The sequence below is a fragment of the Anaerocolumna jejuensis DSM 15929 genome, assembly GCF_900142215.1.
Lineage (GTDB): Bacteria > Bacillota > Clostridia > Lachnospirales > Lachnospiraceae > Anaerocolumna > Anaerocolumna jejuensis.
On sequence record NZ_FRAC01000023.1, the window covers coordinates 1 to 26,528 of the forward strand.

At 41.3% G+C, this 26,528-nt stretch carries 15 protein-coding genes, 7 tRNA genes and 1 rRNA gene; 20 read left to right on the top strand and 3 right to left on the bottom strand.

From position 1 onward, the window contains the following. The 13 genes from BUB77_RS20160 to BUB77_RS20220 all read left to right on the top strand — a co-directional run. Nucleotides 1-250: ribosomal RNA gene (locus tag BUB77_RS20160) — 23S ribosomal RNA — on the top strand; the annotation flags it as partial. Between the two features lie 51 nt (nucleotides 251-301). Next, nucleotides 302-375, top strand: a tRNA-Asp gene (locus tag BUB77_RS20165). A gap of 13 nt (nucleotides 376-388) precedes the next feature. Continuing rightward, nucleotides 389-461 (top strand) — tRNA-Val (locus BUB77_RS20170). Between the two features lie 11 nt (nucleotides 462-472). Next, nucleotides 473-545: transfer RNA gene (locus tag BUB77_RS20175), tRNA-Thr, on the top strand. 30 nt (nucleotides 546-575) lie between these two features. After that, nucleotides 576-657: transfer RNA gene (locus BUB77_RS20180), tRNA-Tyr, on the top strand. Nucleotides 658-679: 22 nt separating this feature from the next. Continuing rightward, nucleotides 680-753, top strand: a tRNA-Met gene (locus tag BUB77_RS20185). Between the two features lie 50 nt (nucleotides 754-803). Then, nucleotides 804-876, top strand: a tRNA-Phe gene (locus BUB77_RS20190). A 33-nt stretch (nucleotides 877-909) separates the two neighbouring features. Beyond that, nucleotides 910-982 (top strand) — tRNA-Lys (locus BUB77_RS20195). A gap of 912 nt (nucleotides 983-1,894) precedes the next feature. After that, a complete protein-coding gene (gene namA, locus BUB77_RS20200) occupies nucleotides 1,895-2,932 on the top strand; it encodes an NADPH dehydrogenase NamA (RefSeq protein WP_330392645.1) in 1,038 nt (345 codons plus the stop codon). Nucleotides 2,933-3,301: 369 nt separating this feature from the next. Continuing rightward, entirely contained in the window at nucleotides 3,302-3,955 is a 654-nt protein-coding gene (gene fsa, locus BUB77_RS20205; RefSeq protein ID WP_073278657.1) for a fructose-6-phosphate aldolase, read from the top strand. Nucleotides 3,956-3,976: 21 nt separating this feature from the next. Continuing rightward, nucleotides 3,977-5,962 carry a transketolase gene (gene tkt, locus BUB77_RS20210; RefSeq protein ID WP_073278658.1) on the top strand — a complete coding sequence of 662 codons (1,986 nt, stop codon included), beginning with the start codon at nucleotides 3,977-3,979 and terminating at the stop codon, nucleotides 5,960-5,962. Nucleotides 5,963-6,277: 315 nt separating this feature from the next. Beyond that, nucleotides 6,278-6,961: a response regulator transcription factor gene (locus BUB77_RS20215; RefSeq protein WP_073278659.1), complete on the top strand. Its 684-nt coding sequence runs from the start codon at nucleotides 6,278-6,280 to the stop codon at nucleotides 6,959-6,961. Then, the gene (locus tag BUB77_RS20220; RefSeq protein WP_073278660.1) at nucleotides 6,951-8,393 is read left to right on the top strand and encodes a sensor histidine kinase; all 1,443 of its coding nucleotides are present in this window, start codon (nucleotides 6,951-6,953) and stop codon (nucleotides 8,391-8,393) included. Before BUB77_RS20215 ends, BUB77_RS20220 begins: the two co-directional genes overlap by 11 nt. Before the next feature lie 165 nt (nucleotides 8,394-8,558). Here the strand turns inward: BUB77_RS20220 and BUB77_RS20225 are convergent, their stop codons facing one another. Then, nucleotides 8,559-11,369, bottom strand: a complete 2,811-nt coding sequence (locus BUB77_RS20225; protein ID WP_073278789.1) for a glycoside hydrolase family 2 TIM barrel-domain containing protein — start codon at nucleotides 11,367-11,369, stop codon at nucleotides 8,559-8,561. A gap of 304 nt (nucleotides 11,370-11,673) precedes the next feature. On the opposite strand from BUB77_RS20225, the gene BUB77_RS20230 reads away from it, so the two are divergent. The 5 genes from BUB77_RS20230 to BUB77_RS20255 all read left to right on the top strand — a co-directional run bounded on the left by BUB77_RS20230 (nucleotide 11,674) and on the right by BUB77_RS20255 (nucleotide 18,974). Then, entirely contained in the window at nucleotides 11,674-12,615 is a 942-nt protein-coding gene (locus BUB77_RS20230; protein WP_073278661.1) for an ABC transporter permease subunit, read from the top strand. Between the two features lie 20 nt (nucleotides 12,616-12,635). Continuing rightward, nucleotides 12,636-13,553: a carbohydrate ABC transporter permease gene (locus BUB77_RS20235; RefSeq protein ID WP_139241255.1), complete on the top strand. Its 918-nt coding sequence runs from the start codon at nucleotides 12,636-12,638 to the stop codon at nucleotides 13,551-13,553. 89 nt (nucleotides 13,554-13,642) lie between these two features. Further along, entirely contained in the window at nucleotides 13,643-15,439 is a 1,797-nt protein-coding gene (locus BUB77_RS20240) for an extracellular solute-binding protein (protein WP_073278663.1), read from the top strand. Between the two features lie 186 nt (nucleotides 15,440-15,625). Continuing rightward, complete coding sequence (locus BUB77_RS20250) at nucleotides 15,626-17,458, top strand: sensor histidine kinase (protein WP_170866700.1); 1,833 nt, start codon at nucleotides 15,626-15,628, stop codon at nucleotides 17,456-17,458. Further along, a complete protein-coding gene (locus BUB77_RS20255) occupies nucleotides 17,439-18,974 on the top strand; it encodes a response regulator (protein WP_073278666.1) in 1,536 nt (511 codons plus the stop codon). Before BUB77_RS20250 ends, BUB77_RS20255 begins: the two co-directional genes overlap by 20 nt. 90 nt (nucleotides 18,975-19,064) lie before the next feature. Here BUB77_RS20255 and BUB77_RS20260 read toward each other — a convergent pair whose 3' ends face one another. Together BUB77_RS20260 and BUB77_RS20265 are read right to left on the bottom strand one after the other, a co-directional pair. Next, a complete protein-coding gene (locus tag BUB77_RS20260; RefSeq protein WP_073278667.1) occupies nucleotides 19,065-20,837 on the bottom strand; it encodes an ABC transporter ATP-binding protein in 1,773 nt (590 codons plus the stop codon). A 43-nt stretch (nucleotides 20,838-20,880) separates the two neighbouring features. Then, on the bottom strand, nucleotides 20,881-22,614 hold the full coding sequence (locus BUB77_RS20265; RefSeq protein ID WP_073278668.1) for an ABC transporter ATP-binding protein: 1,734 nt from the start codon (nucleotides 22,612-22,614) through the stop codon (nucleotides 20,881-20,883). Nucleotides 22,615-23,389: 775 nt separating this feature from the next. Here BUB77_RS20265 and BUB77_RS20270 point away from each other — a divergent pair. Both BUB77_RS20270 and BUB77_RS20275 read left to right on the top strand, forming a co-directional pair. Then, complete coding sequence (locus BUB77_RS20270; protein WP_073278669.1) at nucleotides 23,390-23,911, top strand: Rrf2 family transcriptional regulator; 522 nt, start codon at nucleotides 23,390-23,392, stop codon at nucleotides 23,909-23,911. Next, nucleotides 23,898-26,270 carry a YhgE/Pip family protein gene (locus tag BUB77_RS20275; RefSeq protein ID WP_073278670.1) on the top strand — a complete coding sequence of 791 codons (2,373 nt, stop codon included), beginning with the start codon at nucleotides 23,898-23,900 and terminating at the stop codon, nucleotides 26,268-26,270. Before BUB77_RS20270 ends, BUB77_RS20275 begins: the two co-directional genes overlap by 14 nt. Nucleotides 26,271-26,528: the final 258 nt, after the last annotated feature.

Below are 26,528 nucleotides of genomic sequence, written 5' to 3' on the forward strand. Positions count from 1 at the left end.
CCTTAGTACGAGAGGACCGGGTTGGACTGACCTCTGGTGTACCGGTTGCACTGCCAAGTGCATGGCCGGGTAGCCAAGTCGGGAAGGGATAAACGCTGAAGGCATCTAAGCGTGAAGCCCCCCTCAAGATAAGATATCCCATAGCATAAGCTAGTAAGACCCCTGAAAGACGATCAGGTGGATAGGTTAGAGGTGGAAGTGCAGTAATGCATGTAGCTGACTAATACTAATAGGTCGAGGGCTTGACCTAAAAATGGTTTTTTATTCGGATGATTTAATGTGTTAGTGAATGTCAAGTATTGGCCTAGTGGCTCAGTTGGTTAGAGCGCCGCCCTGTCACGGCGGAGGTCGAGGGTTCGAGTCCCTTCTGGGTCGTTGGTAATAATATGGGATCTTAGCTCAGCTGGGAGAGCATCTGCCTTACAAGCAGAGGGTCATAGGTTCGAGCCCTATAGGTCCCACTTACCTAAACGCCGACGTGGCTCAATTGGCAGAGCAGCTGACTTGTAATCAGCAGGTTATCGGTTCGAGTCCGATCGTCGGCTTGAGTGTAAAAACACTCGTAAAAAAAATATGGATGGATTCCCGAGTGGCCAAAGGGGGCAGACTGTAAATCTGTTAGCGACGCTTTCGAAGGTTCGAATCCTTCTCCATCCATTTGTTCTAAAAAAAATAATATCGCGGGGTGGAGCAGTCTGGAAGCTCGTCGGGCTCATAACCCGAAGGTCATAGGTTCAAATCCTGTCCCCGCAATCAGAAAACTGTTTGGTTTTCGTTTTAATTGAGTTTATGAAGTAGGCCTTGCCCAGATAGCTCAGTCGGTAGAGCAGAGGACTGAAAATCCTCGTGTCGCTGGTTCGATTCCGGCTCTGGGCATTTTTTATTGGGAATTTTATTCTTAATAAATATGGGATATTAGCTCAGTTGGTAGAGCACTTGACTTTTAATCAAGGTGTCCCGGGTTCGAATCCCGGATGTCTCATGAAGATGCAGCATCTACATTATTTAAAAGTATGTAGGTGCTTTTTGTTGTGGTTCAATATTTATAGAATAGATATTATATCAACTATGATGATTATCCAATTTTAACCTCAAGTTGTATAGTAGTATAGTCATATTAGATTTCAATACATCTATAGCATATTTCATAAATTAATTTCTGATTTCTGTATAGACCTGTCCAGGAATTTTATATTTCATTGATTTGTTCATAAAAATCCATTTAGGTTCCTTAACTTTATATCAAGGTAATATTTTGATTCGTATTTGTAATTTCATACTTTTATCTACAATGACATTTGCTATAAGAAGGTTTATCCACATAAAAGGTTATAATTATATGGTAAATGTGGAAAGCCTTCTAGAATTGAGTAGATTTTTAGTATATTTATTTTTTTATATCCAGATAATTAAAGAATAAGAATAATTTTTAGATGCAGATAGCCATTTGAGGATTATTTACTGGATTATTTACTTCAGGATGGATAGCTTGGTAATAAGGATAATATATAGGATAATATATATTAATCAAGAAGTATTTAGTAATTTAAATAATAATATTGATTCGTGTGCCATAAGCTAATTCTCATGTATCGTTTATATATATTTGGGGTATAAAAGTGAAGTGAAGCGAATTTTACGGAGCTGATTGTATTATAATATCCATGCATTTGGAAAGTTTACTTGTTTGGAGTGTGTGGGAGTAAAGTATGCTTACCGTGTTTTTATAATTTAAAAAGAATTAGTAAGAAGGAATATTATTTTTTATAATTATAGAGTATAATTAATTTGGTATGAAGTCTTGGCCCTTCGGTAGATGGCAACAGGATAGATACGAACATTTTTATTTGCAGCAGAGAGACACTTTTTTAATGAAATACAACATTGATAGGAGGTGTTTACTATTAAGATATTTGAAAAATATCAGATAAAGGATTTAGAGCTGAAGAACAGAATTGTTATGCCGCCGATGTGTATGTACTCATCCGATGAAAGCGGATATGCAAATGAATTTCACTTTACCCATTATGTGTCCAGAGCTGTGGGAGGCGTTGGCCTTATAATTATGGAGGCAACTGCAGTACTTCCTAATGGACGTATTTCGGAAAAAGATTTGGGTTTATGGGAAGATAGCCAAGTCTCAGGCTTAAGGCAAATAGTACAAGCTTGCCATGAGCAGGGAAGTAAGATAGCGATACAGCTTGGACATGCTGGAAGAAAGTGTACGGCAGCTGATGAAAAGATAATTGCACCCAGTGCCATACCCTTTGATGAAAGCAGTCCCGTACCCCATGAATTAACGGAAGACGGGATAAAAGAGATTGTAAAGGCTTTTAAAGAAGGAGCAATAAGGGCAGATAAAGCTGGGTTTGATGCGATTGAAATTCACGCTGCACATGGCTATTTAATCAGTGAGTTTTTATCACCCATTTCCAATAAACGTACGGATGAGTATGGTGGAAATACAGTTAATAGAACCAGAATTTTAAGAGAAATACTTCTGGAAATTCAAAAGGTCTGGCCGGCTCAAAAACCCATTATTGTCAGAGTATCAGCAGATGACTATCTTCCGGAAGGGATGACTCCCCGGTTAATGGCTGAGGTTATTCATGAAGTTCGTTCACTTTTCGATATTCTGCATGTAAGTTCCGGTGGCGTGGTAAATGCGGTTATCCATCCATATCCGGGATACCAGGTTGAGGCTGCCAGCTATTTAAGGGCCAAATGTGACGTGCCGGTCATTGCAGTAGGATTGATAACTCAGCCGGATATGGCAGAAGAAATTATATGCAGCAATAGGGCGGATTTAGTTGCTATTGGAAGAGAATTATTAAGGAATCCATATTGGGTATTAAATACGGCCTATGAAAAGAAAATAGAGATGGACTATCCTGAGCAGTATAAAAGGGGTTTTTATTTTCATAAACAGTAGTGACATTCTTCAAAAGCTGGTAAATATCATAGATGTTCTATGAGTGAATATTTTAGATAAAAGATAAGATTATAATTATGATAGAATAAATTTATTATTGGATAAATAATGAATAGATATGGAAATTATAATAGTTCTTACTTGTTTTATTTCATATTTAAATATAATAATTTAATTTATTCTAAAATAAAATAGTTTTATTTAAAATAACTTTTATTTTTTGAGCGTAATCCTATTGCAATAAAGAAAATGTTATAGTATATTTGTGTATGTAATCGGTGAAGTGCGGATAGAGTAAAATTATTTTAAAATAATCTAAAATAATTTAATATAACGACTAATTAAGTTGTTATCATGGAGGACATGTTTATGAGATTTTTTATTGACACAGCAAATGTTGAAGACATTAAAAAAGCAAGTGAAATGGGTGTTATCTGCGGAGTTACAACAAACCCCTCTTTAATTGCCAAAGAAGGCAGAGATTTTGTTGAAGTTATTAAAGAAATAACTGCCATCGTGGACGGACCTATCAGCGGGGAAGTGAAAGCAACTACGGTTGATGCTAAGGGAATGATAGCAGAAGGAAGAGAGATTGCTAAAATCCATCCTAATATGGTTGTAAAAATTCCTATGACGGTAGAGGGACTGAAGGCTACCAAAGTACTTTCTTCCGAAGGAATAAAGACGAATGTTACGCTTATATTTACAGCAAACCAGGCATTATTGGCTGCAAGAGCCGGAGCGACTTATGTTTCACCCTTTCTTGGAAGGCTGGATGATATTTCAACACCTGGTATTGATTTGATCAGAACTATCGCAGATATTTTTGATATCCATGAAATAGAAACGGAAATTATTGCAGCAAGTGTTCGTAATCCCATTCATGTTACAGACTGTGCTTTGGCAGGTGCTCATATCGCAACTGTACCTTACAGTGTTATCGAGCAATGTACAAAGCATCCTTTAACGGACCAGGGAATAGAGAAATTTCAAAAAGACTATAGAGCAGTATTTGGAGAATAAGCAGGATTTAGGAGGAAAAAAATGAGTAATATTGATACATTATCAGTTAATTCACTGCGTGTATTAGCTGCAGATGCAGTACAGAAAGCAAATTCAGGACATCCGGGTCTCCCTTTGGGAGCAGCAGCAATGGCTTATGAGTTATGGGCTAACCACATGAATCACAATCCAAAAGATCCTAAATGGTCTAACAGGGACCGTTTTGTATTATCTGGCGGCCATGGTTCTGCTTTATTATATTCTTTACTTCACCTGTTTGGTTATGGTAATCTTTCTACCAAAGATCTTGCTTCCTTTAGACAGCTTGATTCTTTAACACCAGGACACCCGGAGTATGGCCATACGGTTGGTGTGGAAGCCACTACCGGACCTCTTGGAGCCGGAATGGCAATGGCAGTCGGAATGGCAATGGCAGAGGCCCATCTGGCAGCTAAATTTAATAAAGAAGGATATCCGGTGGTAGATCATTATACCTTCGCATTAGGCGGCGACGGTTGTATGATGGAGGGTATATCCTATGAGTCAATGTCATTGGCAGGAACCTTAGGACTTGGCAAGCTGATTGTATTGTATGATTCCAATAAGATTTCTATTGAAGGAAATACGGATATTGCCTTCCGCGAGGATGTTGCAAAGCGTTTTGAAGCATTTGGATTCCAGACCCTGGTTGTGGAGGATGGAAATAATCTGGAGGAAATCAGCGCAGCAATCAAAGCAGCAAAAGCAGATACCACAAGGCCTGCGTTAATTACGGTGAAGACAAAAATCGGATTTGGTTCTCCAAGAGAAGGAATGGCCAGCGCTCACGGTGAGCCTCTTGGAGCAGATAATGTAAAAGCTTTAAAAGAAAAATTAGGTTTTCCTGTTGATAAAGATTTCTATGTACCGGAGGAAGTATACCAGCACATAGAGGAAATTAATAAAAAGAGCGAAAAGGCCGAGGCTGAGTGGAATCAGATGTTTGCACAATATGTTAAGGCTTATCCGGAATTAAAAGAGCTTTGGGACAAGTACCATGACGAAAATATCGGCGAAGATCTTCTTGAAAATCAGGAATTCTGGGCATTTCCAGATAAGCCGGAGGCTACCAGAAATCTCTCCGGTATGGTAATTAACCGTATTAAGGATTTGGTACCGGGTTTTGTTGGCGGTTCTGCTGACCTTTCCCCATCTACAAAGACCTATATGAAGGATGAGGGGGATTTCTCCAAAGAGGATTATAGCGGACGTAATCTGCATTTTGGTGTAAGAGAGCTTGCCATGACCGGAATCGGAAACGGTCTTGCACTTCACGGTGGCTTAAAGCCTTTTGTTTCTACCTTCTTTGTATTCAGTGATTATGTAAAGCCCATGGCAAGACTTTCTGCTATTATGGGACTTCCGACGACCTTTGTTCTGACCCATGACAGTATTGGTGTAGGAGAAGACGGTCCCACCCATGAGCCAATAGAGCAGCTTGCAATGCTGCGCTCCATGCCTAATTTTACTGTATTCAGACCTGCTGATGCAACGGAAACCATTGCGGGCTGGTATTATGCCATTACTTCAAAGAAGACACCTACAGCCCTTGTCTTAACCCGTCAGAATCTGCCTCAGTATGCCGGTTCCAGTAAAGAAGCATTAAAGGGCGGCTATGTTATTGCACCTTCTAAAAAAGAGGTACCGGATGCTATTATTATAGCAAGCGGTTCTGAAGTAGAAATCAGTGTAAAGGCAAAGGAAGAGCTTAAGAAAGAAGGTATTGATGTAAGAGTTGTCAGCATGCCTTCTACCGATCTTTTTGATATGCAGAGCAAGGAGTATAAAGAGAAGGTTCTTCCTAAGAATGTAAGAGCAAGAGTGGCCGTGGAAGCAGCAGCTGATTTTGGCTGGGGCAAGTATGTGGGACTTGACGGAGCTACTGTTACTATGAAGAGCTTCGGCGCTTCTGCTCCTGCAGGAGAGTTGTTTAAGAAGTTTGGTTTTACCACAGAAAATGTTGTAGCTACGGTGAAATCAGTATTATAAAGAGTAGTAAAATAAGAAAAAATAATGCAAGTTTAGATTTATTTATAAATAATGATATAATTAATTGAAGTTAAGAATTATAGATATGAGTATCATAAGTAGCCATAAGAATGCTGCTTTTGATACTCATATTTTTTATTGGGGAGCCGTAGAAAATGATAATAAAGTTTGAAAAGAGTATTAAGAATAGGGAAGGAAAGCTGAAGAGAGAACTCTTTGATCAATTCTAATAAAATTTTAATATTAGGTTATTGCAAATATACATGCTAACAGATAGAATAAAAATAGTTGTAAAATTAATGTAGGAGGAGTTATATGCCTAAGATATTGATCGTAGAAGATGAAAGTAAAATAGCCCGGTTTGTAGAGCTTGAATTAAAATATGAAGGGTATGAGGTCGATATAGCTCCTGATGGAAGATCAGGGCTGGAAAAGGCTTTGCAGAAGGATGTCAATCTGGTGCTTTTGGATATTATGCTGCCTGGAATCAGCGGGATTGAGGTATGCAGAAGAATTCGTATGGAATCGGATGTACCTGTCATCATGCTGACAGCAAAGGATGACGTTACCGATAAGGTGGCTGGCCTTGATATCGGCGCCGATGATTATATGACAAAACCCTTTGCCATTGAGGAGCTTCTTGCAAGGATTCGTGTTGCTTTAAACCGCCATACAAAGCAGACGCAGCCAAAGCAGGATATACTGAAGATAGGTAAGCTTAAGCTTAATTTATCAGGGCATAGCGCTTTTTACGGGGAGGAAGAACTGATACTGACAAAGAAGGAGTATGAGCTGCTGGAGTATCTGATGCGTAATAAAAACATTGCCATTACAAGGGAACAGCTTCTCAATAACGTATGGGATTACGAATATCTGGGAGATACCAATGTGGTGGATGTCTATATTCGCTATCTGAGGCAGAAAATAGATGATAAATACGGTGTCCGGTTAATTAATACAGTGAGAGGAGTGGGTTATATTATTAAAGATGAAGGTTAATTTAAAGGAAACCTTAAGACAGCTTCTGATAAAGTTTGTACTTCCCTTTCGCAAAAGGAGAGAGAAGTGGCTTGGAAATTTCCGCTTCTCCATTGCTTTTCGGATATCCCTTAACTATCTTAAGCTTCTCCTGCTAAATGGTTTTTTATTTCTCTGCCTCTTTTCTGTGTTGTTTTTATGGCTTGAAAAGGTACGGCTCCAGGATAAAGGGGATATTCTGTTCGAGGAGGCAGCTAAGGCGGGATTTACGGAGAGCTCCGGCGTTTATGGCAGTACCGGAGAGTTTTTAGGTATACATTACAGGGTAAAGGATGATAAATCCGGTGAGATTCTTTTTAATAATTTAGAAAGCGATTTAAGTAATGAGAAGAAGCTCTTTAACAGGATATATATAGACGGTGTGATAGAAAAAGGACCTCTTACTGTTATTGTAGAGGAGGAGAAGGAAGAAATCATTCAGGACAGGAAGGTAAGTGTACTTACACAGTATGACCTTACTGCAAGCCTGAAGGAGCTTTACAGCCTGCTTCTGGGGATGGGCCTCTTATACCTGTTTATTGTATATGTCATTACCAGGCAGGGGAAGAAAAGCGACAGAGGCCTCTTAGAGCCTATCTATGAGATGTCGGAAACAGCCAACCGCCTTACCGTAAATAATCTGGACAGCCGGAGACTTAATGTGGAAGGAACGAAGAATGAGCTTAAGGATTTGGCTGCGGTGATTAACAATATGCTGGACAGGCTGGAGATATCCTATGAGAGCCAGAAGCAGTTCGTATCGGATGCATCCCATGAGCTTCGCACTCCCATTGCTGTTATACAGGGCTATGCAAATCTGTTAAACCGCTGGGGAACCGGCAACGAAGAGGTCATGCTGGAATCCATAGATGCAATTAACAATGAAGCCAAATTCATGCAGGACCTGGTGGAAAAGCTGCTGTTTCTTTCAAGGCATGATAAAAAGACTTTAAAGCTGGATAAGAAAAAGTTCAATATGTGCCAGGTAGTGGAGGAAATGGTAAAGGAAACGAAGCTTGTGATAAGGAACCGTATCATTGAGGCTCCCATAATGCAGGATGTGGAGGTATATGGCGATAAGCAGGCATTAAAGCAGGCTATCCGTATCTTTATCGATAATGCTGTAAAATATACCAATGAAGGGGATACCATAACCATTACCTGTGAAAATGATGACGGAGACTGTGTGATTACGGTAAAGGATACCGGTATAGGGATGACAAGAAAGGATGTAGATAATATTTTTGAACGGTTTTACCGCTCTGACCAGGTAAGGAACGCTAAAATAAGCGGTCATGGACTTGGGTTATCTATTGCAAAGCTGATCGTGCTGGGGCATACCGGCAAAATCAAGGTTCGTTCGCAATTGACAAAGGGGACAAGCTTTACAATAACCCTTCCTAAGCGGTTTTAGAGAGTCCAGGCTTTTGTCCGCACCCCGTACTCGTTTTGAAAGCAGAAAGAAGAAAATTGATATTAAGGTAATGAGAAAACCAGGCTTCACGGTTAATAATTCATATGCTCCCATTGCAGCAGACAGTTTAATCAATCCAGAGCTGCTGCATAAGGGAGCATATTTTTACTTCATCTCTTTTAGTTTCTCAAGGTCAATTACATTCTCCGGCTGGAAATCATCAGAGCCTGCATATTCCATCAGGCAGTATTCAAACCATCTTGCAGGGAGGCTCTTCTTTGATTCCTGCAAATGAAGGGTACATACAAGAAGCCTTCCCTCTCCGGCTTTTACTTCAAATAAATTACCCAGCTTATGATTTCGCTCAAAATTATCAATGGTCCACACAATCGGCTCAATAGTACTTTCCTCCAGGATGTATGCTCTGGAACCGGAAATCAGGTCATACCATTGTGCCGTAGTATAGGCTTCTGTGGGAAAGTTCCTGAATATTTTGTGCTCCTTTTTTATCAGCAGGCCATGGGTGCCTACGGGTATCGGTCTGTCCATACTTTCAGAGATGGACCGGAACATGGGATAGCACCAGAAATCCGTGCAGTATGTTCCCGGTATGGAATTTTCTTTCGTCAGGAAATCCGGATATAAGATGACCCGCCTGCCCTTTTCAAGGTTTTCAATAGCTTCCACAAGACTTTCAGTTATGATAACGTCATTATGTGCCGCGTCTGGCTTTCTTTCCGGATATACCCACAAATCATAGTGATTTTCTATATCCTGGTCCTTTAAGCTGATCTGTAAGGTAAGCTTACGGGGCTTTTGTATTTCAGGTAAGTTTACTGTGAAGTCACAGAGCTTGTATACTCCGTTTCCATAGTCATCTCTCAGACTTTGCTCCTTCTTAAGAATAACATTATCTCCATCCAGGAGGCATAATTCGACCACCGGGGAGGGGAGTGCGGTCAAACGGAAAAGGGCAAGCTTTATTCCCACCGTAATCTCTTCTCCTGCGGCATACACAAAGCCCGGAAGCTCCGCCAGTAACACTGCGTCTGAGCAGAACTGCCGCCACTCCCCTGAAGTGAGGATACCCTTATTCTCCATAAAAGCATTTAGAATCCCTACCAGGGCTGTACCCTGCCCGCTGAAATCCTGAAGGTCCAGAAGCTGAAAACCAGCCAGTTCCCTGCTTCTTAAGGCTGTTTCAATTTCAGCCTTGTAGCAATCGACTGCAAAGCTTCCCGATGCTTTAAAAAAGGCATCAGCCATGTGTAACATTCCCTTGGCTTTTAGCCGTTCCCGAAAAATTTTCAGATTTTCTGCCTTCAGTACCCCTGTATATTTGCTGATTTCCGAAAAATCCGGATACATGGCATACTGCCCTATTTCATGGGACACCACCGGTATTTCAGGTATTACTTCCTCTGAATCCTCCATTTTTACCGTTTTGGTTCCGGTGCCGTATTGGATGGTTACTTCTCCGTCCTTCCCTGTTCCTGTCAATACCTCTCCCGGACGTATCAGGCTGTCATAGTTATGTACCGTATCGGGGGCTGAGGTTTGTATATGCCCCAAAGGTGCATCGCACATGGCATAGGAGCCGCGAAACAGCCGGTCCCTGGAAAAACGTACTCCGCAGAAGAAATCTTCCTGGTCAAGTATGGAGGGCATGAACTGAAAGTTATTGGAGCCCTGGGTGTATAAATGCCTGTCATCATAGCTTTTATATCCCTTCAGTATATGATTGATAGCTTTTTTGCTGCCCCACAATTCATTTCCCATGGACATCATAACAAAGGAGGGGTGGTTGCCAAACTCGTCCAGAATGCGGTAGCCCTCCTCAATCAGGTATTGCTGGGCCGCCGGATTATGGTTTTCATCCCCTTCTTCCGTTACAGTACCCCAGAAGGGTAGCTCCGGTTCCAGATAGATGCCCAGAATATCAGCGGCTTCAAAGCATGCCCGTGGCGGGCAGCAGGTATGAAAACGGTAATGGTTAATGCCATATTCTTTTGCAGTGCCAAGAACTCTAAGCCAGCTGTCCAAATCCATGGGCGGGTGCCCTGTAAGGGGAAAGATAAGCCCGTCATGCTTTCCTCTGAGAAAGGTTTTATTGCCGTTGATTTCAAAATAATGCCCGACTGCCTTAAAGTCTCTTAATCCGAAGGGATAGCTGAATTCTGCAGAAGTCAGGTCCTTCTCCCTTTGCCCTTCCGGTAACAGGGTAAGAATAAGGCGGCAAAGGTTTGGCGTATGCTCGCTCCAGGTAAGGGCTGTTTCTTTCAGTTCACAGGAAAACAGATTTTCACCGGCAGATAAATCAAAATCCTTTCCTCCCAAGGCTTCTCCTTCTCCCGCAACGTTAGCTCTTACCCGGCATTTTTCAGCCCCGTTTAAAACGGCTCTTACTTTAATAAGCCTGCCTGCAGCATCAGGGTATATCCTGACATTGCTAAGGAAAATGGAGCTCAGCTCTTCTATGTATATTTCGCCTGTTATACCGTTCCAGTTAGTTTGCGTATCCACGGAGGTCATATGCCCTCCGGCAACAGGATAGGAGGCGGGAGTATTATCCACCATAATGGTAAGCTTCATTTCCTTTTTAACATAGGGGGTTATGCAATACCGGTGGGAGGTACAAAGACTGTTGTTGCTGCCGATATGCTCCTCTCCAATCCAGACATGGGATATCCTGGTTCTCTCCAGCACCAGAAAGAACTCCCTGTCTGTTAAATCTGCTAATTCTACTGTTTTTGTATACCAGGTATATCCTTCGAAAAAATAAGGGTCCGTCAGCGAACCAGTATTTCTTTGCTCTTCAGGGACATCCTCCGATAGCTTCCCTTTTTTTGCTGTTGATACCGTGGCCGGAAGTATTATGGTATCCTGTAGATTTCCTTTATAATATTCCCTTTTGATACCTTCTTTTTCTCCGTCCAGGCAAAAGCCCCAGCTTCCGCATAAGTCAATCTTTCCCATGGTTTCCTTTCTTAAAGCTGCCCAATCCTCCATTAACAGGAAAGGTGGGTCTGCTTCCAGTATAATATTTTATGGCTTTGTTTATTTTGCTGTATTTTCCTTTTGTCAAAGAGCTAATAAATAGATTTGGCATGTGAAAGATATTTTTTTTCAGTATATCAAAATAATCCTTTGTTGTGAATCACTAAATTTCATAGGATGCAAAGTGTCTAATTTGTACAAAGAGAATATATAATTTTTTCAATGTTTAATAAAAATATTTATTATATAATCCAAGGTGATTAAACAGCACAGGAGGATCGGCATGAGTTTTGCAAGAAATTTTATTGGTTATTTCACAAACAAAAAAAAGCGATACGGCATAAAGCTATCTTTGCTTGTTTTGCCTTTTCTGTTAATTCCACTGATATTCAGCTATTATCCATTGTACGGATGGATTTATGCCTTCTTTGATTACAGACCGCCAAGATCATTGGGAGACTGCGATTTTGTAGGGCTTAAATGGTTCAGCACCTTATTTGAAAACCAGACCAAAAGGAAAATTATATTTGATGTTATGAAAAATACCTTTGCAATGAGCGGTTTGGGAATTCTGTTTTCTTGGCTGCCAATGGCATTTGCAATATTTTTATCAGAACTCAAATGCAAGTGGTTCAAGAAATCCGTGCAGACCTTAACCACACTTCCGAATTTCATCAGCTGGATTCTGGTCTATTCCCTGGCATTTTCCTTATTCTCAAGCTCTGGCATGGTAAACAACCTTTTGCAGTCCCTGGGACTGATCAAAGAGCCGATTCTATTTCTGCAGGACAGCAAGCACACCTGGCTGACCATGTGGTTAGCCGGAACCTGGAAAGGCCTTGGATGGAGCGCAATCTTATATTTAGCGGCAATTGCCGGCATTGACCAGGAGCTCTATGAAGCTGCCAAGGTCGATGGAGCAGGCAGAATGCGCCTCCAATGGCATATAACGGTGCCCAGTCTTTTGCCTACCTTTTTTGTTCTGCTGCTTCTCAGCATTGCCAATTTCCTGAATAACGGTATGGAGCAGTACTATGTATTCCAGAATGCCTTTAATAAGAACCAGATACAGGTCCTGGATTTGTATGTATACAATTTGGGAATGGGGTCCGGCAGCTATTCCTTAGCTACGGCAATCAGCATTATGAAAAGTATCGTCAGTGTTACGTTGTTATTCACTGTAAATTCGATGTCCAAAGCTTTTCGTGGTGAGACAATAATATAGCAGCTGCGAAGGGAGAAGTAATGATGGAGCAATTATATAAAAGTAAACATAAAAAAATTTCGGTACTGGATATCTTTCTATACATATTTTTCACGATAATAACCTTTCTGTGTATCTATCCGTTTTACTATTTGATTATCAATACCATAAGTGCCAATGACCTAAGCGCTAACGGAGATATCATATTTCTGCCAAGGCAGATGCACCTGGAAAACTATAAGGAAGTATTTAAAATTCCCGGTTTGGGAAATGCCGCCTTTATTTCATTTACCAGAACCGTATTAGGCACAGTTCTGTCGGTACTGGCTTCGGGCTTTCTGGGATTTATGTTTACACAGGATAAGATGGCGGGAAGAAAGTTCCTCTACCGCTTTACCATACTCACAATGTATTTCAGTGCGGGTCTTATTCCCTGGTACATCACAATGAATAACTTAAATCTCACCAACAATTTTCTGGCTTATATCATTCCGGGCATGGTATCACCCTTTAATATCATCCTGGTAAAAACCTATGTGGAATCAACGCCCAAGTCCTTACAGGAAGCGGCTGAGATTGACGGGGCCAGTATCTTAACGGTATTCCGGAGGATAATGATACCTCTTTGCAAGCCGATACTTGCCACGGTGGCCATTTTTTCTGCCGTGGGTAACTGGAACTCCTTCCAGGATACATTGATCCTGGTAACAGATGATAAGCTGTATACATTGCAGTATATTCTATATAAATACATAAACCAGGCAAGTTCCCTGGCAAATCTGATTAAAAGCAATGCCGGCTCCATCGGCAGTATCATTGGGACGGCGGCAACGGAACAAACGGCAACCTCCGTGAGGATGACCGTATCCGTAATTGTAGTTCTTCCAATTATGCTGGTATATCCTGTTTTTCAAAGGTTTTTTATCAAGGGCATCATGATTGGTTCGGTAAAAGGATGATGATATAATAAAATAAACCTTGTCCGCTCACTGGTATCCTATGCAGGTGTCCGGGTGCAAGTTTATTAATAAAAACCAGGAGGTACTTTATGAAAATGGCTATGAAGAAATCTTTGGCCGGAGTGCTGATTATTGTATTGCTGTTTACAATGATAGGCTGCTCGAAAAACGGTAAAGAAGTAACAACAAATGGGGATAACACACCTACAGAGGAAAATACATCAACAGAAGCAGGTAAATCCGGAGAATCCGGCGGAATTGACCATTCAAAACCGATAACGCTGGATGTATTCTCCGCACAGACGAACTACCAGGGTATACAGAGCGGTTGGTTTGCAAAAATTGTAAAGGATAAGTTCAATATTGAGCTGAATATTATTGCACCTAATGTTGCAGGCGGCGGGGACACCTTATACCAGACACGTTCTGCAGAAGGCAATCTGGGGGATATCGTTATTATTGACCGTGCTAAAATGAAGGACTGCGTGGAGTCTGGCATCATACTTGATATCAGCGACTATTATGCAAAAAGCACGAATCTGAAAAATTTTGACCAGTCCATACAGGCTACCAAGGAATTTATCGGTTCCGACAAGATTTATGCATTATCCGGCAGCGCTACCTGTAAGGCTACGGAGCCTGTATTTGAAAACCAGGCACCCTATGTTGGAACCTTTATGAGACTGGATTATTACAATGAACTTGGGAATCCCGAAATGAAGAATACGGCAGATATGCTGAAGGTACTAAAACAGATGCAGGATGCTCATCCTACGACGGATGACGGCAAGAAAGTATATGCTTTTTCCTTATTTGATGATTGGGATGGCGATTACATGGCGGTAGCTTCCAAATACGCCTTTCTCTATGGCTATGATGAAGGTAAAGCCGGCTTTGTATTCCCAAGCGCAGATGCTACCTCTTACTCTGAGATAGCTGATGATAACGGCGTATATCATAATTCTTTAAGAATGTTATTTGATGCTAATCAGATGGGATTGGTTGACCCTGACTCAAGTTCTCAGAACTGGGATACGGTATATGCAAAAATGCAGAATGGGCAGACACTGTTTTCTTTCTGGCCATGGCTTGCAGGCGCTTATAATAAGCTTGAGAACAAAAAAGCCGGAAAAGGTATGGCTTTCATTCCGGTTAAGGATCAGAAGCTTGTAAATGACGGTTATAACAGATATGGAAATACTCAATTGGCAATTGCCATCGGCAAAAAGACAAAATATCCGGACCGCGTATTTGAATTCGTGGACTGGATGGCTTCCAATGAGTATATTTATTATACACCGGGCTCCGCAGGGATTAAGGGCTTAAATTGGGACATTGTGAATGGCAAGCCTGAGCTGACGGATTTTGGTTACAAATGTATGGATGACGGTACTACCAAGATGCCGGAGGAATATGGCGGAGGTACCTTCCAGGACGGCAGACCGCAACTTGGATTTAATTTCCTTGCAACAACTTCTGTGGATACGGATACCGGGGAAAAATTCGCAATTGCTGACTGGACTTCCGTATTGGAAAGCACAAAGACCTTGCTGGATGAAAATTACGAAAAAACTTTCGGTGCAAAAAATGCCGCCGAATACTTACAGAAGAACAAGTTAGTACAGGTCGCTCCGGGAAGTGCTTATTTTGCTCCCTCCGAGGATACGGAATTAGCTACGAAGAGGTCCCAGTGCGGCGATTTAATCCAGAATGTATCCTGGCAGATGGTATTTGCAGATAGTGAGAAAGATTTCAATGCATTATGGTCCGACATGAAAGTCCAGCTGGAGGGGTTAGGCTATCAGGATGTCCTTGCAGCAGATTTAAAGAAATTGGAAGGACTCCGAGAAGCTCGTGCTGAGGCTGTGGCAGCTGAAAATAAATAACAGGTATTAAGAAAAGAGGGCTGCCATAGATTATATGTGGCAGCCTTTACTATTTATAGGAAAACATGTCCTTTAAACCGGAGTTCCCCGCAGACATTATGATAATTGTCCGAAAATATCATTTACCGGTCCTGCTTAATGTAGTACCATACTTAAAGGATGAAGTTGTATGGAATGGAGAAGGTCATGAAGAAATTACTAGAGAATATTGTCCGCCGGATATCTGGCTTAAAAATAATGTATAAATTATTGCTGGTATATGTTATTATCGGAACTTTACCGCTGACTCTTTTGAGCAGCTACATGATATATTCCACGAAAAAAATGATTATGGCACAGCATAATAACCAGGTGGCAGCAGAAAACAGAAGAGTCCGGAATATTTTATTTAATACCATATATCTGGCAACTAATATTTCAGACTCCATTCTATATGACCGTGACCTTATAAAACTTTTGAAAGAAAACTATGCTTCTGAGGAAGCGGTATACAAGGCCTACAGAAGCTATGAAGCCATTGATTCCATTATAAAAAGCTACACGGAAATCTCCAACATACAGATTTATGTAACCAACAAAACGCTCATTACAAGCGGCAGCTTTGTCAGAGTGGATGGGCAGACAGCCTCCAGTAACTGGTACAAGGAGGTAAAGGACAGTCCGGGAAAATTGCTGTGGGTGTATGACGATACTGCGGATGCGGAAAGCTCTTTGCGGCTGATTCGCAGAATGCCTCTTTCCAATACAAAGGACTATGCCATAATGTCGATCAGTATCAGTACCAATTACATGAGGTTCATCATAAACAGCAATTCCATTAACACCATTTTAGGTATCGATAATGCCATGTCCTTTTACTCCAACGATTACAATGAGATTGGACGTCCGCTTAAAGAGCTTTACCAGACAGGCAATATTCAGTTGAACACACCCTATACCTTGAAATACCAGGGAAAGGATACCCTTGCCTATTCAACGCTCCAGAACGCTCCCAAAAGCAAGTCCGTCTTTCAGATAACCACCTTTGACCCGCTGGCTATCAGCCATGTTACTGAATCAATCCTGTTGAATATTAAAGTCATCCTTCTCAGCTTTATGGTTCCTCTTCTCATGATAGTCGGATATTCCATTGCATTTAACAGGCGTATTCTGATACTGCGAAGGGAAATGAATAAAATTGCAAACGGAGACTTCAATATCATTGATAACTTTAACAGCCAGGATGAGCTGGGGGAATTATTTAAGGATATGCAGAAGACGATCCTCAGCATCCAGCAGCTGAATACAAAAATATATGAGGATAAGCTGTTAAGGCAGAAGCTGCTGAATTACCAGCAGCAGATGGAATTTAACCTGCTGACCAATCAGATTAACCCTCATTTTTTGTATAATACTCTGGAAACCATCCGGATGCAGTTATCCATTAACAAAGAATATGATGCCGCACGTATCGTAAAGCAGCTGGGAAAATTTATGAGGCATAACATCGAAGCGGATAATTCTCTGGTGCTGTTGTCCTCGGAGCTGGAATACATCAATATTTATATGGAAATCCAACACTACCGCTTCGGAGACAGGGTCAATTTCCAGATAACCCAGGACAATGAATCGGCTATAAAGGATTATATGATACTGCCTCTGCTTATCCAGCCCATTGTGGAGAATGCCTTTGTACATGGACTGGAAGGCAAAAAAGCAGGAGGAACGGTGGTAATAGATATTACCTCCAGTGAGGAGTATTTAATTCTGTCCATTACGGATAACGGACTGGGAATGAGTGAAAATACCTTAAATGCTTTATTGATAAGCATCAACGACCCGGGTAATAAATCCAAAAGCCATATTGGCCTCCATAATGTGCAGCAGCGTATTAAGCTTTTTTATGGTGAAAAATACGGCTTGCAGATAAAAACCATGGAAAATCAGTTTACAATTATAACCGTGTATCTCCCGCTTCAGGTGGATTATGATACACTTATAAAAAATGGGGGGCTTTATCATGAAATTTATAATAGCTGATGATGAGCCTATCGTAAGAGAAGGCTTGAAAACAATCATTGACTGGTCTGAAATGGGCTTTACCTTATGTGATGAGGCTTCAGACGGCAAAGAAGCAGTTGAAAAGATTATGGAGAACAATCCCGACCTGGTAATACTGGATGTAAAAATGCCCGAATTATCCGGTGTAAAGGTGGCAGAAATAGTGAGGCAGCAGGGATACCACGGAAAAATTATAATTTTAAGCGGCTTTTCAGACTTTGCCTATGCACAGGCAGCTATACGCTACGGCGTGGAATCCTATCTGGTAAAGCCCATTGATGAAGAGGAATTGATAGATGCCCTTTTAAAGGCCAGAAAGAAAATCGAAGAGGAAAATTTATCGGGACTATACAACAGCCAAAAGCTGCATAACGCCAAGGATATGCTTCTGAAGCACCTGCTTACCGACTCCATGCCCAGGCTGGATGAGAGTTTCACCGATTATGGGCTGACATTTCATGAGCCCCCCTTTCAACTGGCCATGCTTGATTATTCCTGCTACCGGGATATTGACAGCAGGTTTTATTATAATTACTGGCAAAGGGTATATTCCCATCACCCGGCGGAATTTTTAATGATCGATAACTCCCTTGTTATTCTGATAAAAGGCAGGGCAGCCATTCAGCATTTTACGGCGAATATCCCAATCTGGCTGGGCAAAGCCAAACAGGAGGGACTTTTACAGCCCTTTGTAATTATCAGTGATACCTTCAGTGAGGTAAGGGATTTTTCTGAAAACTATCAAAAGCTAAAAAATATTTCCAACAGAAGGTTTTTTTATTATAAGGATAATAAGCCGGTGTTCCTAAATGACCTGCCCGGCAAGGATGAGCTTGTCTCTGCCGAAAAGCTGAACCCAATAGAATTTACCGAAAGCATATATATGGCAATACTGGATAAGAACACCTCACTTATTAGCATGACAGCCCATAAATTGTACCGTGTATTACAGAACCGGGATTTTAATGTTGAGCAGATATATCAGATTATGATTAACTGCATTGTGCAGCTAAAGGCTCTGCTAAATGAAACCTATATAAAGGAATTTATTGAGTTCAATGAGAATGAATTGATTAATCAAATCTGTACCTGCAGTACGTTATATGAAATAATCAACCTGTTGGAAGACCGGTTCACCCTGTTCTGTGACTATGTGAAAAAATCTTCCGAGGTGAAAATCATTGAAAAAGTCCTGAATTATATTGACCTTCATTATAATGAAGAGCTGAAGCTGGAAAAGATTGCGGATTTATTCGGCTACAATCCGGCCTATCTTGGCAGGCTTCTGTATTTCAGGATAGGAACGAATTTCAATCTTTATATCGAAAGAAAACGGCTGGATAAGGCAAAGGACATGTTAATTCACACGGATATTAAGATCCCGGATATCTGCAATCTGGTCGGTTATCAGAATGTTGAGTATTTTTATCGGAAATTTAAGAAATATACGAATTATACGCCAGGCAATTACAGGACGCAGCACTGTAATAATTAAATAAATGGGAGCCGTTTTAGTATTAAAACGGCTCCCATTGTAAGTGCGTCCGGCGGGCGCATGTTTCCTGATATAACAGCTTCAGGGGTATTATATATTCTTAAACTGTGCCATGTACAAATCATAGTAGGCACCTTTTCTTTCAAGAAGCTCTTTGGGGCTTCCTTCTTCTACGATACCGCCGTTATCAATGTAAAAGATTCTGTCAGCCTTTTGTATGGTAGAAAGGCGGTGAGCGATAACAAAAGAGGTACGGCCCTTTAGCAGAGCCTCGATTCCTTTTTGTACCAGGACCTCCGTATGTGTGTCAATACTGGAGGTTGCTTCATCCAGTATCAGGATTTTCGGCATGGATACCATGGTACGGGCGAAGGCTAACAGCTGCTTTTGCCCGGCGGAAAGTCCTGCTCCCCTTTCCTTTAATTCCGTATCATAGCCCTTTTCCATTTTCATAATGAAGTCATGAGCGTTAACTGCCTTGGCGGCAACGATAATCTCTTCATCGGTGGCATCCAGCTTACCGTACTTTAAATTATCTTTTACGGTTCCGGAGAAGAGGAAATTATCCTGTGTCATAATACCCATCTGCATACGCAGGCTTTCAATGGATACATCCTGGACATTATAATCATCAATGTATATGGTACCTTCTTGTATATCATAGAATCGGCTGATCAGATTCACCACAGTGGTCTTTCCTGCACCGGTGGGGCCGACTAAGGCGATGGTTTCACCGGGCTTGATATGAAAGCTTACGTTATTTAATACCTGGGTGTCCATATCATAGGCAAAGGTTACATTTTCAAAACGGACATCTCCCTTGATTTCCGGAAGCTCCGTTGCTTTAACGGTGTCATTAATGTCCGGCTGGGTATCCATGATTTCAAAAATTCTTTCTGCACCGGAGATGTTGGTCACCAGCTGGTTGTAAAAGTTACTGAGGTTCATAATAGGACGCCAGAACATGGAGATATAGGAGCTGAAGGCTATCAGAGTTCCTACTGCTATATGATCTCCTGTCATCTTTATTCCATAAAAGAATAGGGATACGGTGCCGATACCCCAGCAGAAATCAATGACCGGTCCAAAGCCGTCACTTAGGTAGACCGCCTTCATAAAGGCACCTCTGTGCTCTGTCAGCATGGAGTCAAAGGCAGAGGCGGTTTCCTTTTCTGCGGTAAAGCTCTGGATAATACGCATACCGGACAAATCTTCATGGATAAAGGCATTCAGGTTCGAGTTCTTTTTGCGGTATGTCTGCCACTTAACATGGGAATATACCTGAATCAGCCACATACCGATTATCAACAGCGGAAGGCTTATCAAAGCCGCAAGTGCCAGCCGGAAGTCCTTTGCCATCATGATGACAACTACTGCCATCACGGTGATAAAATCCGGTATCAGGGTCGTGACACTGTTTGTAAGAACATCCTTTAAGGAATTTACATCTCCGATAACACGGGCCAGTATCTTTCCGGTGGGCCTGCTGTCGAAGAAGCTGAAGCTTAGTTTCTGAATGTGGGTATAGAGCTCCTGCCTTATGGCTAAAAGCACCGTATTGCTTACTTTTGCCATGATCAGCATACGTAGCTTTACCAAAAAAATATAGGCGATATTCATTACGGCAGCAAATATACCGAGCTTTAGCAGTCCGTTCATATCTTTATCTGCTATATTTACATTTATGGCATGCTCGATGATGAGTGGGTTAATAAGACTGATTGTCACGGTGCCTGCCATAATAATCAGTACGGAAATAATTTCTTTCTTATAGACCAGCAGGTAACTGAAAAGCCTTAAGAGTGTATTTACTTTACCAGGGCCGACGGATTTTTCATCAGCCCTTACTGAGTTAACAGCCATTTATATTCCTCCTTTGAGGCAGAGTATTCTGTTTATGTTTCTATTAGACGGCAAGGGAGGCATCCTCCAGATAGTCTCCGTATTGGGCCATGAAGGTCTGGTAATAGAGGCCCTTTTTCTCAAGAAGGGATTCATGAGTTCCCCGCTCAGCTATGGCACCATCCTCCAGGAAGATGATTTCATCAGCATTTCGAACAGCCGAGATACGGTGGGCAATGATGATTTTCGTGGTATCGGAAAGATCATTTAAGCTCTTTTGTATCAGGTGCTCTGTTTCCATATCAAGAGCGGAGGTTGAATCATCCATAATAAGTATGGGCGTCTTTTTGGCTAAAGCCCTTGCAATACTGATTCTTTGCTTCTGACCGCCGGAGAGGCCGACACCCCTTTCTCCGATGATGGTTTCGTATTGATTATCCATTCTTTCTATGAAATCCGTTGCCTGTGCATTGTCAAGGGCATGGATGACCTCCTGGTCGTCTAAAAGAGGGCGGTTTCCCATCTTGACATTTTCATTGACCGTATCGGAGAACAGGAATACATCCTGCATGACAAGTGCCATGCTCTTTCTTAAGTCATAGAGGGATAAATCCTTTATATTGATGCCATCCAGATTGATTTCACCTTCTGTTGTTTCATAAAAGCGCTGCAGCAAGTTGATTACAGAAGTCTTGCCGGAGCCGGTGGCACCCATAATTCCAAGGGTTTTTCCCTGCTCCAGGTGGAAGCTGATATCTTTCAGGATATTGACATCATTTACGGCGAAGGAGACGTTGTTAAAGGTAATATCTCCGGAAGTATTTTCATGGGGTATGGCATCTTCCCTGGTAACAACGGTGGGTGCTTCCTTCATGATCTTGTTGATTCTCTTGGTGGAAGCTGTTGCGGAAGCCAGGTCGTTGAACAGCCAGCCTAACATTTCCATTGGCCAGACGATGTTGTTGGCATATTCGGCAAAGGCACCAAGACTACCCAGAGAAAGGTCATCCTTTATAACCAGAAAACCGCCAGCAACAATAACGGTTACAGGTAACAGCCTTGTAATGAACTGAAAATACGGATTGTATTTGATCAGTACCTTGGACTGCCTCATATTCAGCTCATAATAGCGTTTGTTGTGGGATAAGAACTTGGAAATTTCAAATTTTTCTCTTGCAAAGGCCTTTACGGTTCTGACACCTGCCAGGTTTTCCTGGGCAACCAGGTTTAATTTCGCATTTTCCTCACTGATTTCTTCATAAATATTGTCTAACTTCTTTTCCATCTTAATAGAAAAAAAAGCGACGATGGGCATGGCGACCAGAGGAATAATGGTAAGCACGGGGCTTAAGGAAAACATACCGTAAAGGGCAAGGGAGATATGTATTACAATCTCGACCACTAACATTCCGATAAAGCCCACACCGGCCCATACCTTATCCACATCATCCTTCAGACGGGACATTAATTCACCGGTATTGTTTTTATCAAAGTAATCCAGGGACAGGCCCTGTACATGATTGAAAAGCTTTCTTCTGATGTCGGCTCCGATTTTGGAGCTGACAGAGTCAAAGAGCAATTCCTTAAAGTACCCGAATACTGCTCTTCCTACCCCTATCCCCAGAATAATAAGTAAAAATGTTGTAAGCAGATTAATCTTTCCGCCTACGATAACATCATCGATAATATGCTTTAAAATCTGCGGTGACAGCATATCTAAACCAGTCGCTATAATCATACAGACTATGGCAAAGGTGTACATATACCAATATTTTTTGATGTAACTCGATATTTTCATAAATCCTCCTCCCTATTTTGGGACAAAAAATAGCCGTGGTTTATTACCACGGCGACAAAAATCCATTTATAGTTTGTGCGTAAGCCGGTATATAACGGCAGCTACACTATATAAAAGAATCCTGTGTTGAGGTAATAAAGGTTAACTTATTATTGTTATTTTCTGCAGCGCTAAATCCACTAGTCATATCTTTTTACCTCACTTTCTTTTATAGTCTTTTTCTATTATAACACCCTAGTAATATTTGTCAACCAAAATTTTGTTAAATTGATATATTTTTTAAAAAATATTAAATATAAGAAGAACAAGCAGGGAATGGAGGTTTCCATAGAGAACGTCAGGTGAATCCACTGGGAATTTACTGGGAAACCCCTAGGAATTGCCAGAGAACTCACTGAAATTTACTGGGACACCTTAGGAATTGCCAGAGAACCCATTGTGAGATTCCTGGGAATCCACTAGCAATCTCCAGAGAATCCACTGATAATCTCCAAAGAATTCCTTGGGAACCTTCAGAAAACCTTCAGAGAATCTCAAGGGAATCCCAAGAGAGTCCCTTGAGATACCAGGGGGAAAACCCTTGAAAAGCCCTGTGAAAAATTCTGTGGGACAAACTGTAAAATTACGACTTAAAAATAATGTATAAAAAAATCAAATTCGGAAGATAATTTTTGTCATTAATGTTGTTGACAGTCAGATTAAGAAAGAGTATTATTCCATTGTAGATTTCAAATGTCCATAATGGATAAAAGATATCATCGAAGGAGGCGAAAAAATGAAATTAACCAGAGGAATCGAGCAGGCAGTTTGTATTATTGCGTTACTCGCAACACAGGATTTTACCATACCCGTAGGGTCAGAGGAAATCCATAAACGTCTGAAAGGTTCCCTGACGTATACGAAAAAGATTATAAGAAAATTGGTAGTAGCAAAAATGGTGAATTCGGTATCTGGAAACAACGGGGGATTTACACTGGCAAAAAAAACCGAAGAAATAAACCTTCTGGATATAGTAGAAGCCCTGGAGGGAAGAATTCGAACCTACCCGGATACGGGCCTTATTGATAAGGTATTCGAGGATAAACAGGTTCTGGCCAACCAGGGAACGGTTGTTATGAGGAATGCTTTTGCCGAAGCTGATATGTTATACAGGGAAGCCTTGAGAGGAAAAACCGTCAGCCAGTTACTGGGGGAGACGTTGGGCAGCAGGCCTATCGTACCAGTTAATTGGAATCAGGACGACAGGCCCGATTTATTGATAAGAAAGGTGATGAAAAGTATTCATGGAAATGATTAGAACAGAATGGAAAAAGATCAGGCAAAATAAATTATTATTGGTGTCCTTTATTGTAATTTGCAGTATTCCTTTGCTATACGCCTCCTTTTTCTTAAAATCAATGTGGGATCCCTACGGAAAGACGGAGAATCTTCCCATTGCAGTTGTAAATGAAGATAAGTCCGTAGAATTCGAAGGTGAGACTTTATCAGTTGGAAATGATATTGTTGATGAGTTAAAGGATGACAATAACCTTGACTGGAAATTCGTAGACAGTAAAAAAGCACAGCAGGGATTAAAGGACAGAAAATATTATATGATAGTAACCTTCCCGGAGAATTTCTCCGAGAATGCCTCTACCGTACTTTCCGATAATCCGACTCAAATGGTAATCAAATATGAAACCAATGGCGGACTGAACTATTTAGGTGAAGTACTCAGTGAGGAAGCAATTAAGCAATTAAAGAACAATGTCTCCGAGAAGGTGACAAAGGCTTATGTATCAGCCATATTCAATAAAGTGGATGATATGGGAGGAAGCATTACAGAGGCTGCCGATGCATCCGCAAAGATTAAAGACGGTGTGGATAAAGTAAAGGACGGCAATGATGAGCTTTACAGCAATCTGAATAAATTATCCAAAGCAAGCCTTACCTTCAGCGATGGAACAGATTCCTTAAGTCTTGGATTAAGTACTTATCTTAATGGTGTTCTCTCAGCAAATAACGGTGCCAAGAAATTAAAAGAAGGTCTGGCAGCATACCAGTCAGGTATTAAGACCTACACAGGCGCTGTAAAGCAGGCAGCACAGGGAGCAAATACCCTTAATAAAAATTCTGAGGATTTAAAGCAGGGAGCTAAACTGGTTTCTGACGGTGTATCACAGCTTAATAAAGAACTTGGCACAACCATCGGTTCTTTAGGAAGCAATGCTGATGGAATCAAACAGCTTGCCGATGGTATGACAGCTGTTAATACAGCAGTTTCCACCCTGAATACAGGAGCAAAATCCTTAGCTTCCGGAATTCCTACAAAGGATCAGGTAAGCGGTGTAACAAAATATCTGGATATCAATACCTTCAGCAAGTTACCAAAGGAGCAGCAGGCAATGGTTCTGCAGGGTGCTGCAAAGCTCTTAGCCGGTTATGATACCATAGGAACAGCAGCAGGCCAGATTTCAGGGGGCTTAGATACACTTTCCCAGAAAACTCCGGCTTTAGTAACAGGTACCGATCAGGTGTATAAGACAATCGGTGCCGTATCACAGCAGGCTCCTGCCTTGACAGCAGGTCTTTCCAAGCTGGATGCCGGCGCAAAGAGTCTTAATAACGGTGTCAATTCCTATACAGCAGGCGTTTTACAGTTGTCTCAGGGTCTGGACCAGTTAAACGCAAAGGCCGTTGATTTAAACAGCGGTATCGGCCAGATAGCCGGAGGCTCTAATGATCTGGCAGCAGGACTTACAAAACTGACACAGAATAACAGCAAGCTTTCGTCCGGTATGAGCCAGATTAAAAATGGTGCGGGAGATATTCACGACGGAGCAGCCAAGCTGGCAAACGGTTCCAAGAAGCTTGGTAACGGCCTTACTGATATATCCGATGGAGCAGGCAAATTAAACGATGGTTTACAGGACGGAGCTGATACAATCAAGTCCTTTGATGCCTCCGATGCAACCATTGATATGATAGCAGCACCCAGTTCTTTAGAGCAGACAAAATATTCAGAGGTACCGGATTACGGTCATGCACTTGCACCTTATGTATTATCCCTGTCACTATATGTAGGATGTATGTTATTTAACTTTATCTATCCTATCAGAAAGGTTGCCATAAAGGGCAAGCCGGTTGTACAGTGGTGGTTATCCAAGCTGTCAGTCGGTATTGCGGCTGCAACCGTAATGGCAGTAGTAGAAGCAGGAGTTATGAATTTACTCGGTGTTGATGCGGCATCAACCGGAAGCTATTTTGCAACGGCACTAATTACCGCATATGCATATATGCTTTTAATTATGACATTATCCGTTGCTTTTGATAACCCTGGCCGTTTTGTTGCCATGATTATCCTGGTACTTCAGCTTGCAGGAGCAGGCGGTACCTTCCCGATGCAGTTAACCTATAAGTTCTTCCAGGTTATCCATCCTTTCCTTCCTATGACCTACTCTATTTATAGTTTCCGTGAGGCCATCAGCGGTGGATTAGGAAATCATGTTCTTGTTTCAAGCTTACTTGTATTGGCTATGATAGCCGTAGTATCCGCTCTTCTTTTACTTGTTTCCATGACAGTATTAAAGAAGATAAGCAAGGATGGAATTTCCCAGCTGGATGATAACCAGAAATTAATGGATTCAGATTACTCTTATGCAGATTCCTCTCTTTAAGGAGTATGACCATAAGAACCATTATCAAATAGGAAAGCAGGATATACCCTTTAAAATGTAAAAAACGGGTCGTATCATTGCTGGAGTAACAGGAGGCCGGTAAGCAATACATTGTGTATTGCTTACCGGTTTCTTAATATATAATGATTTTTATCATTCAGTTTGTTATAAAAACATTTAAAAAAGATAAAGTTTTTATTAACTTTTACCATATTCAAAGATTGTTCATAATTCTGTGTTATAATTGGTTTGATTGGT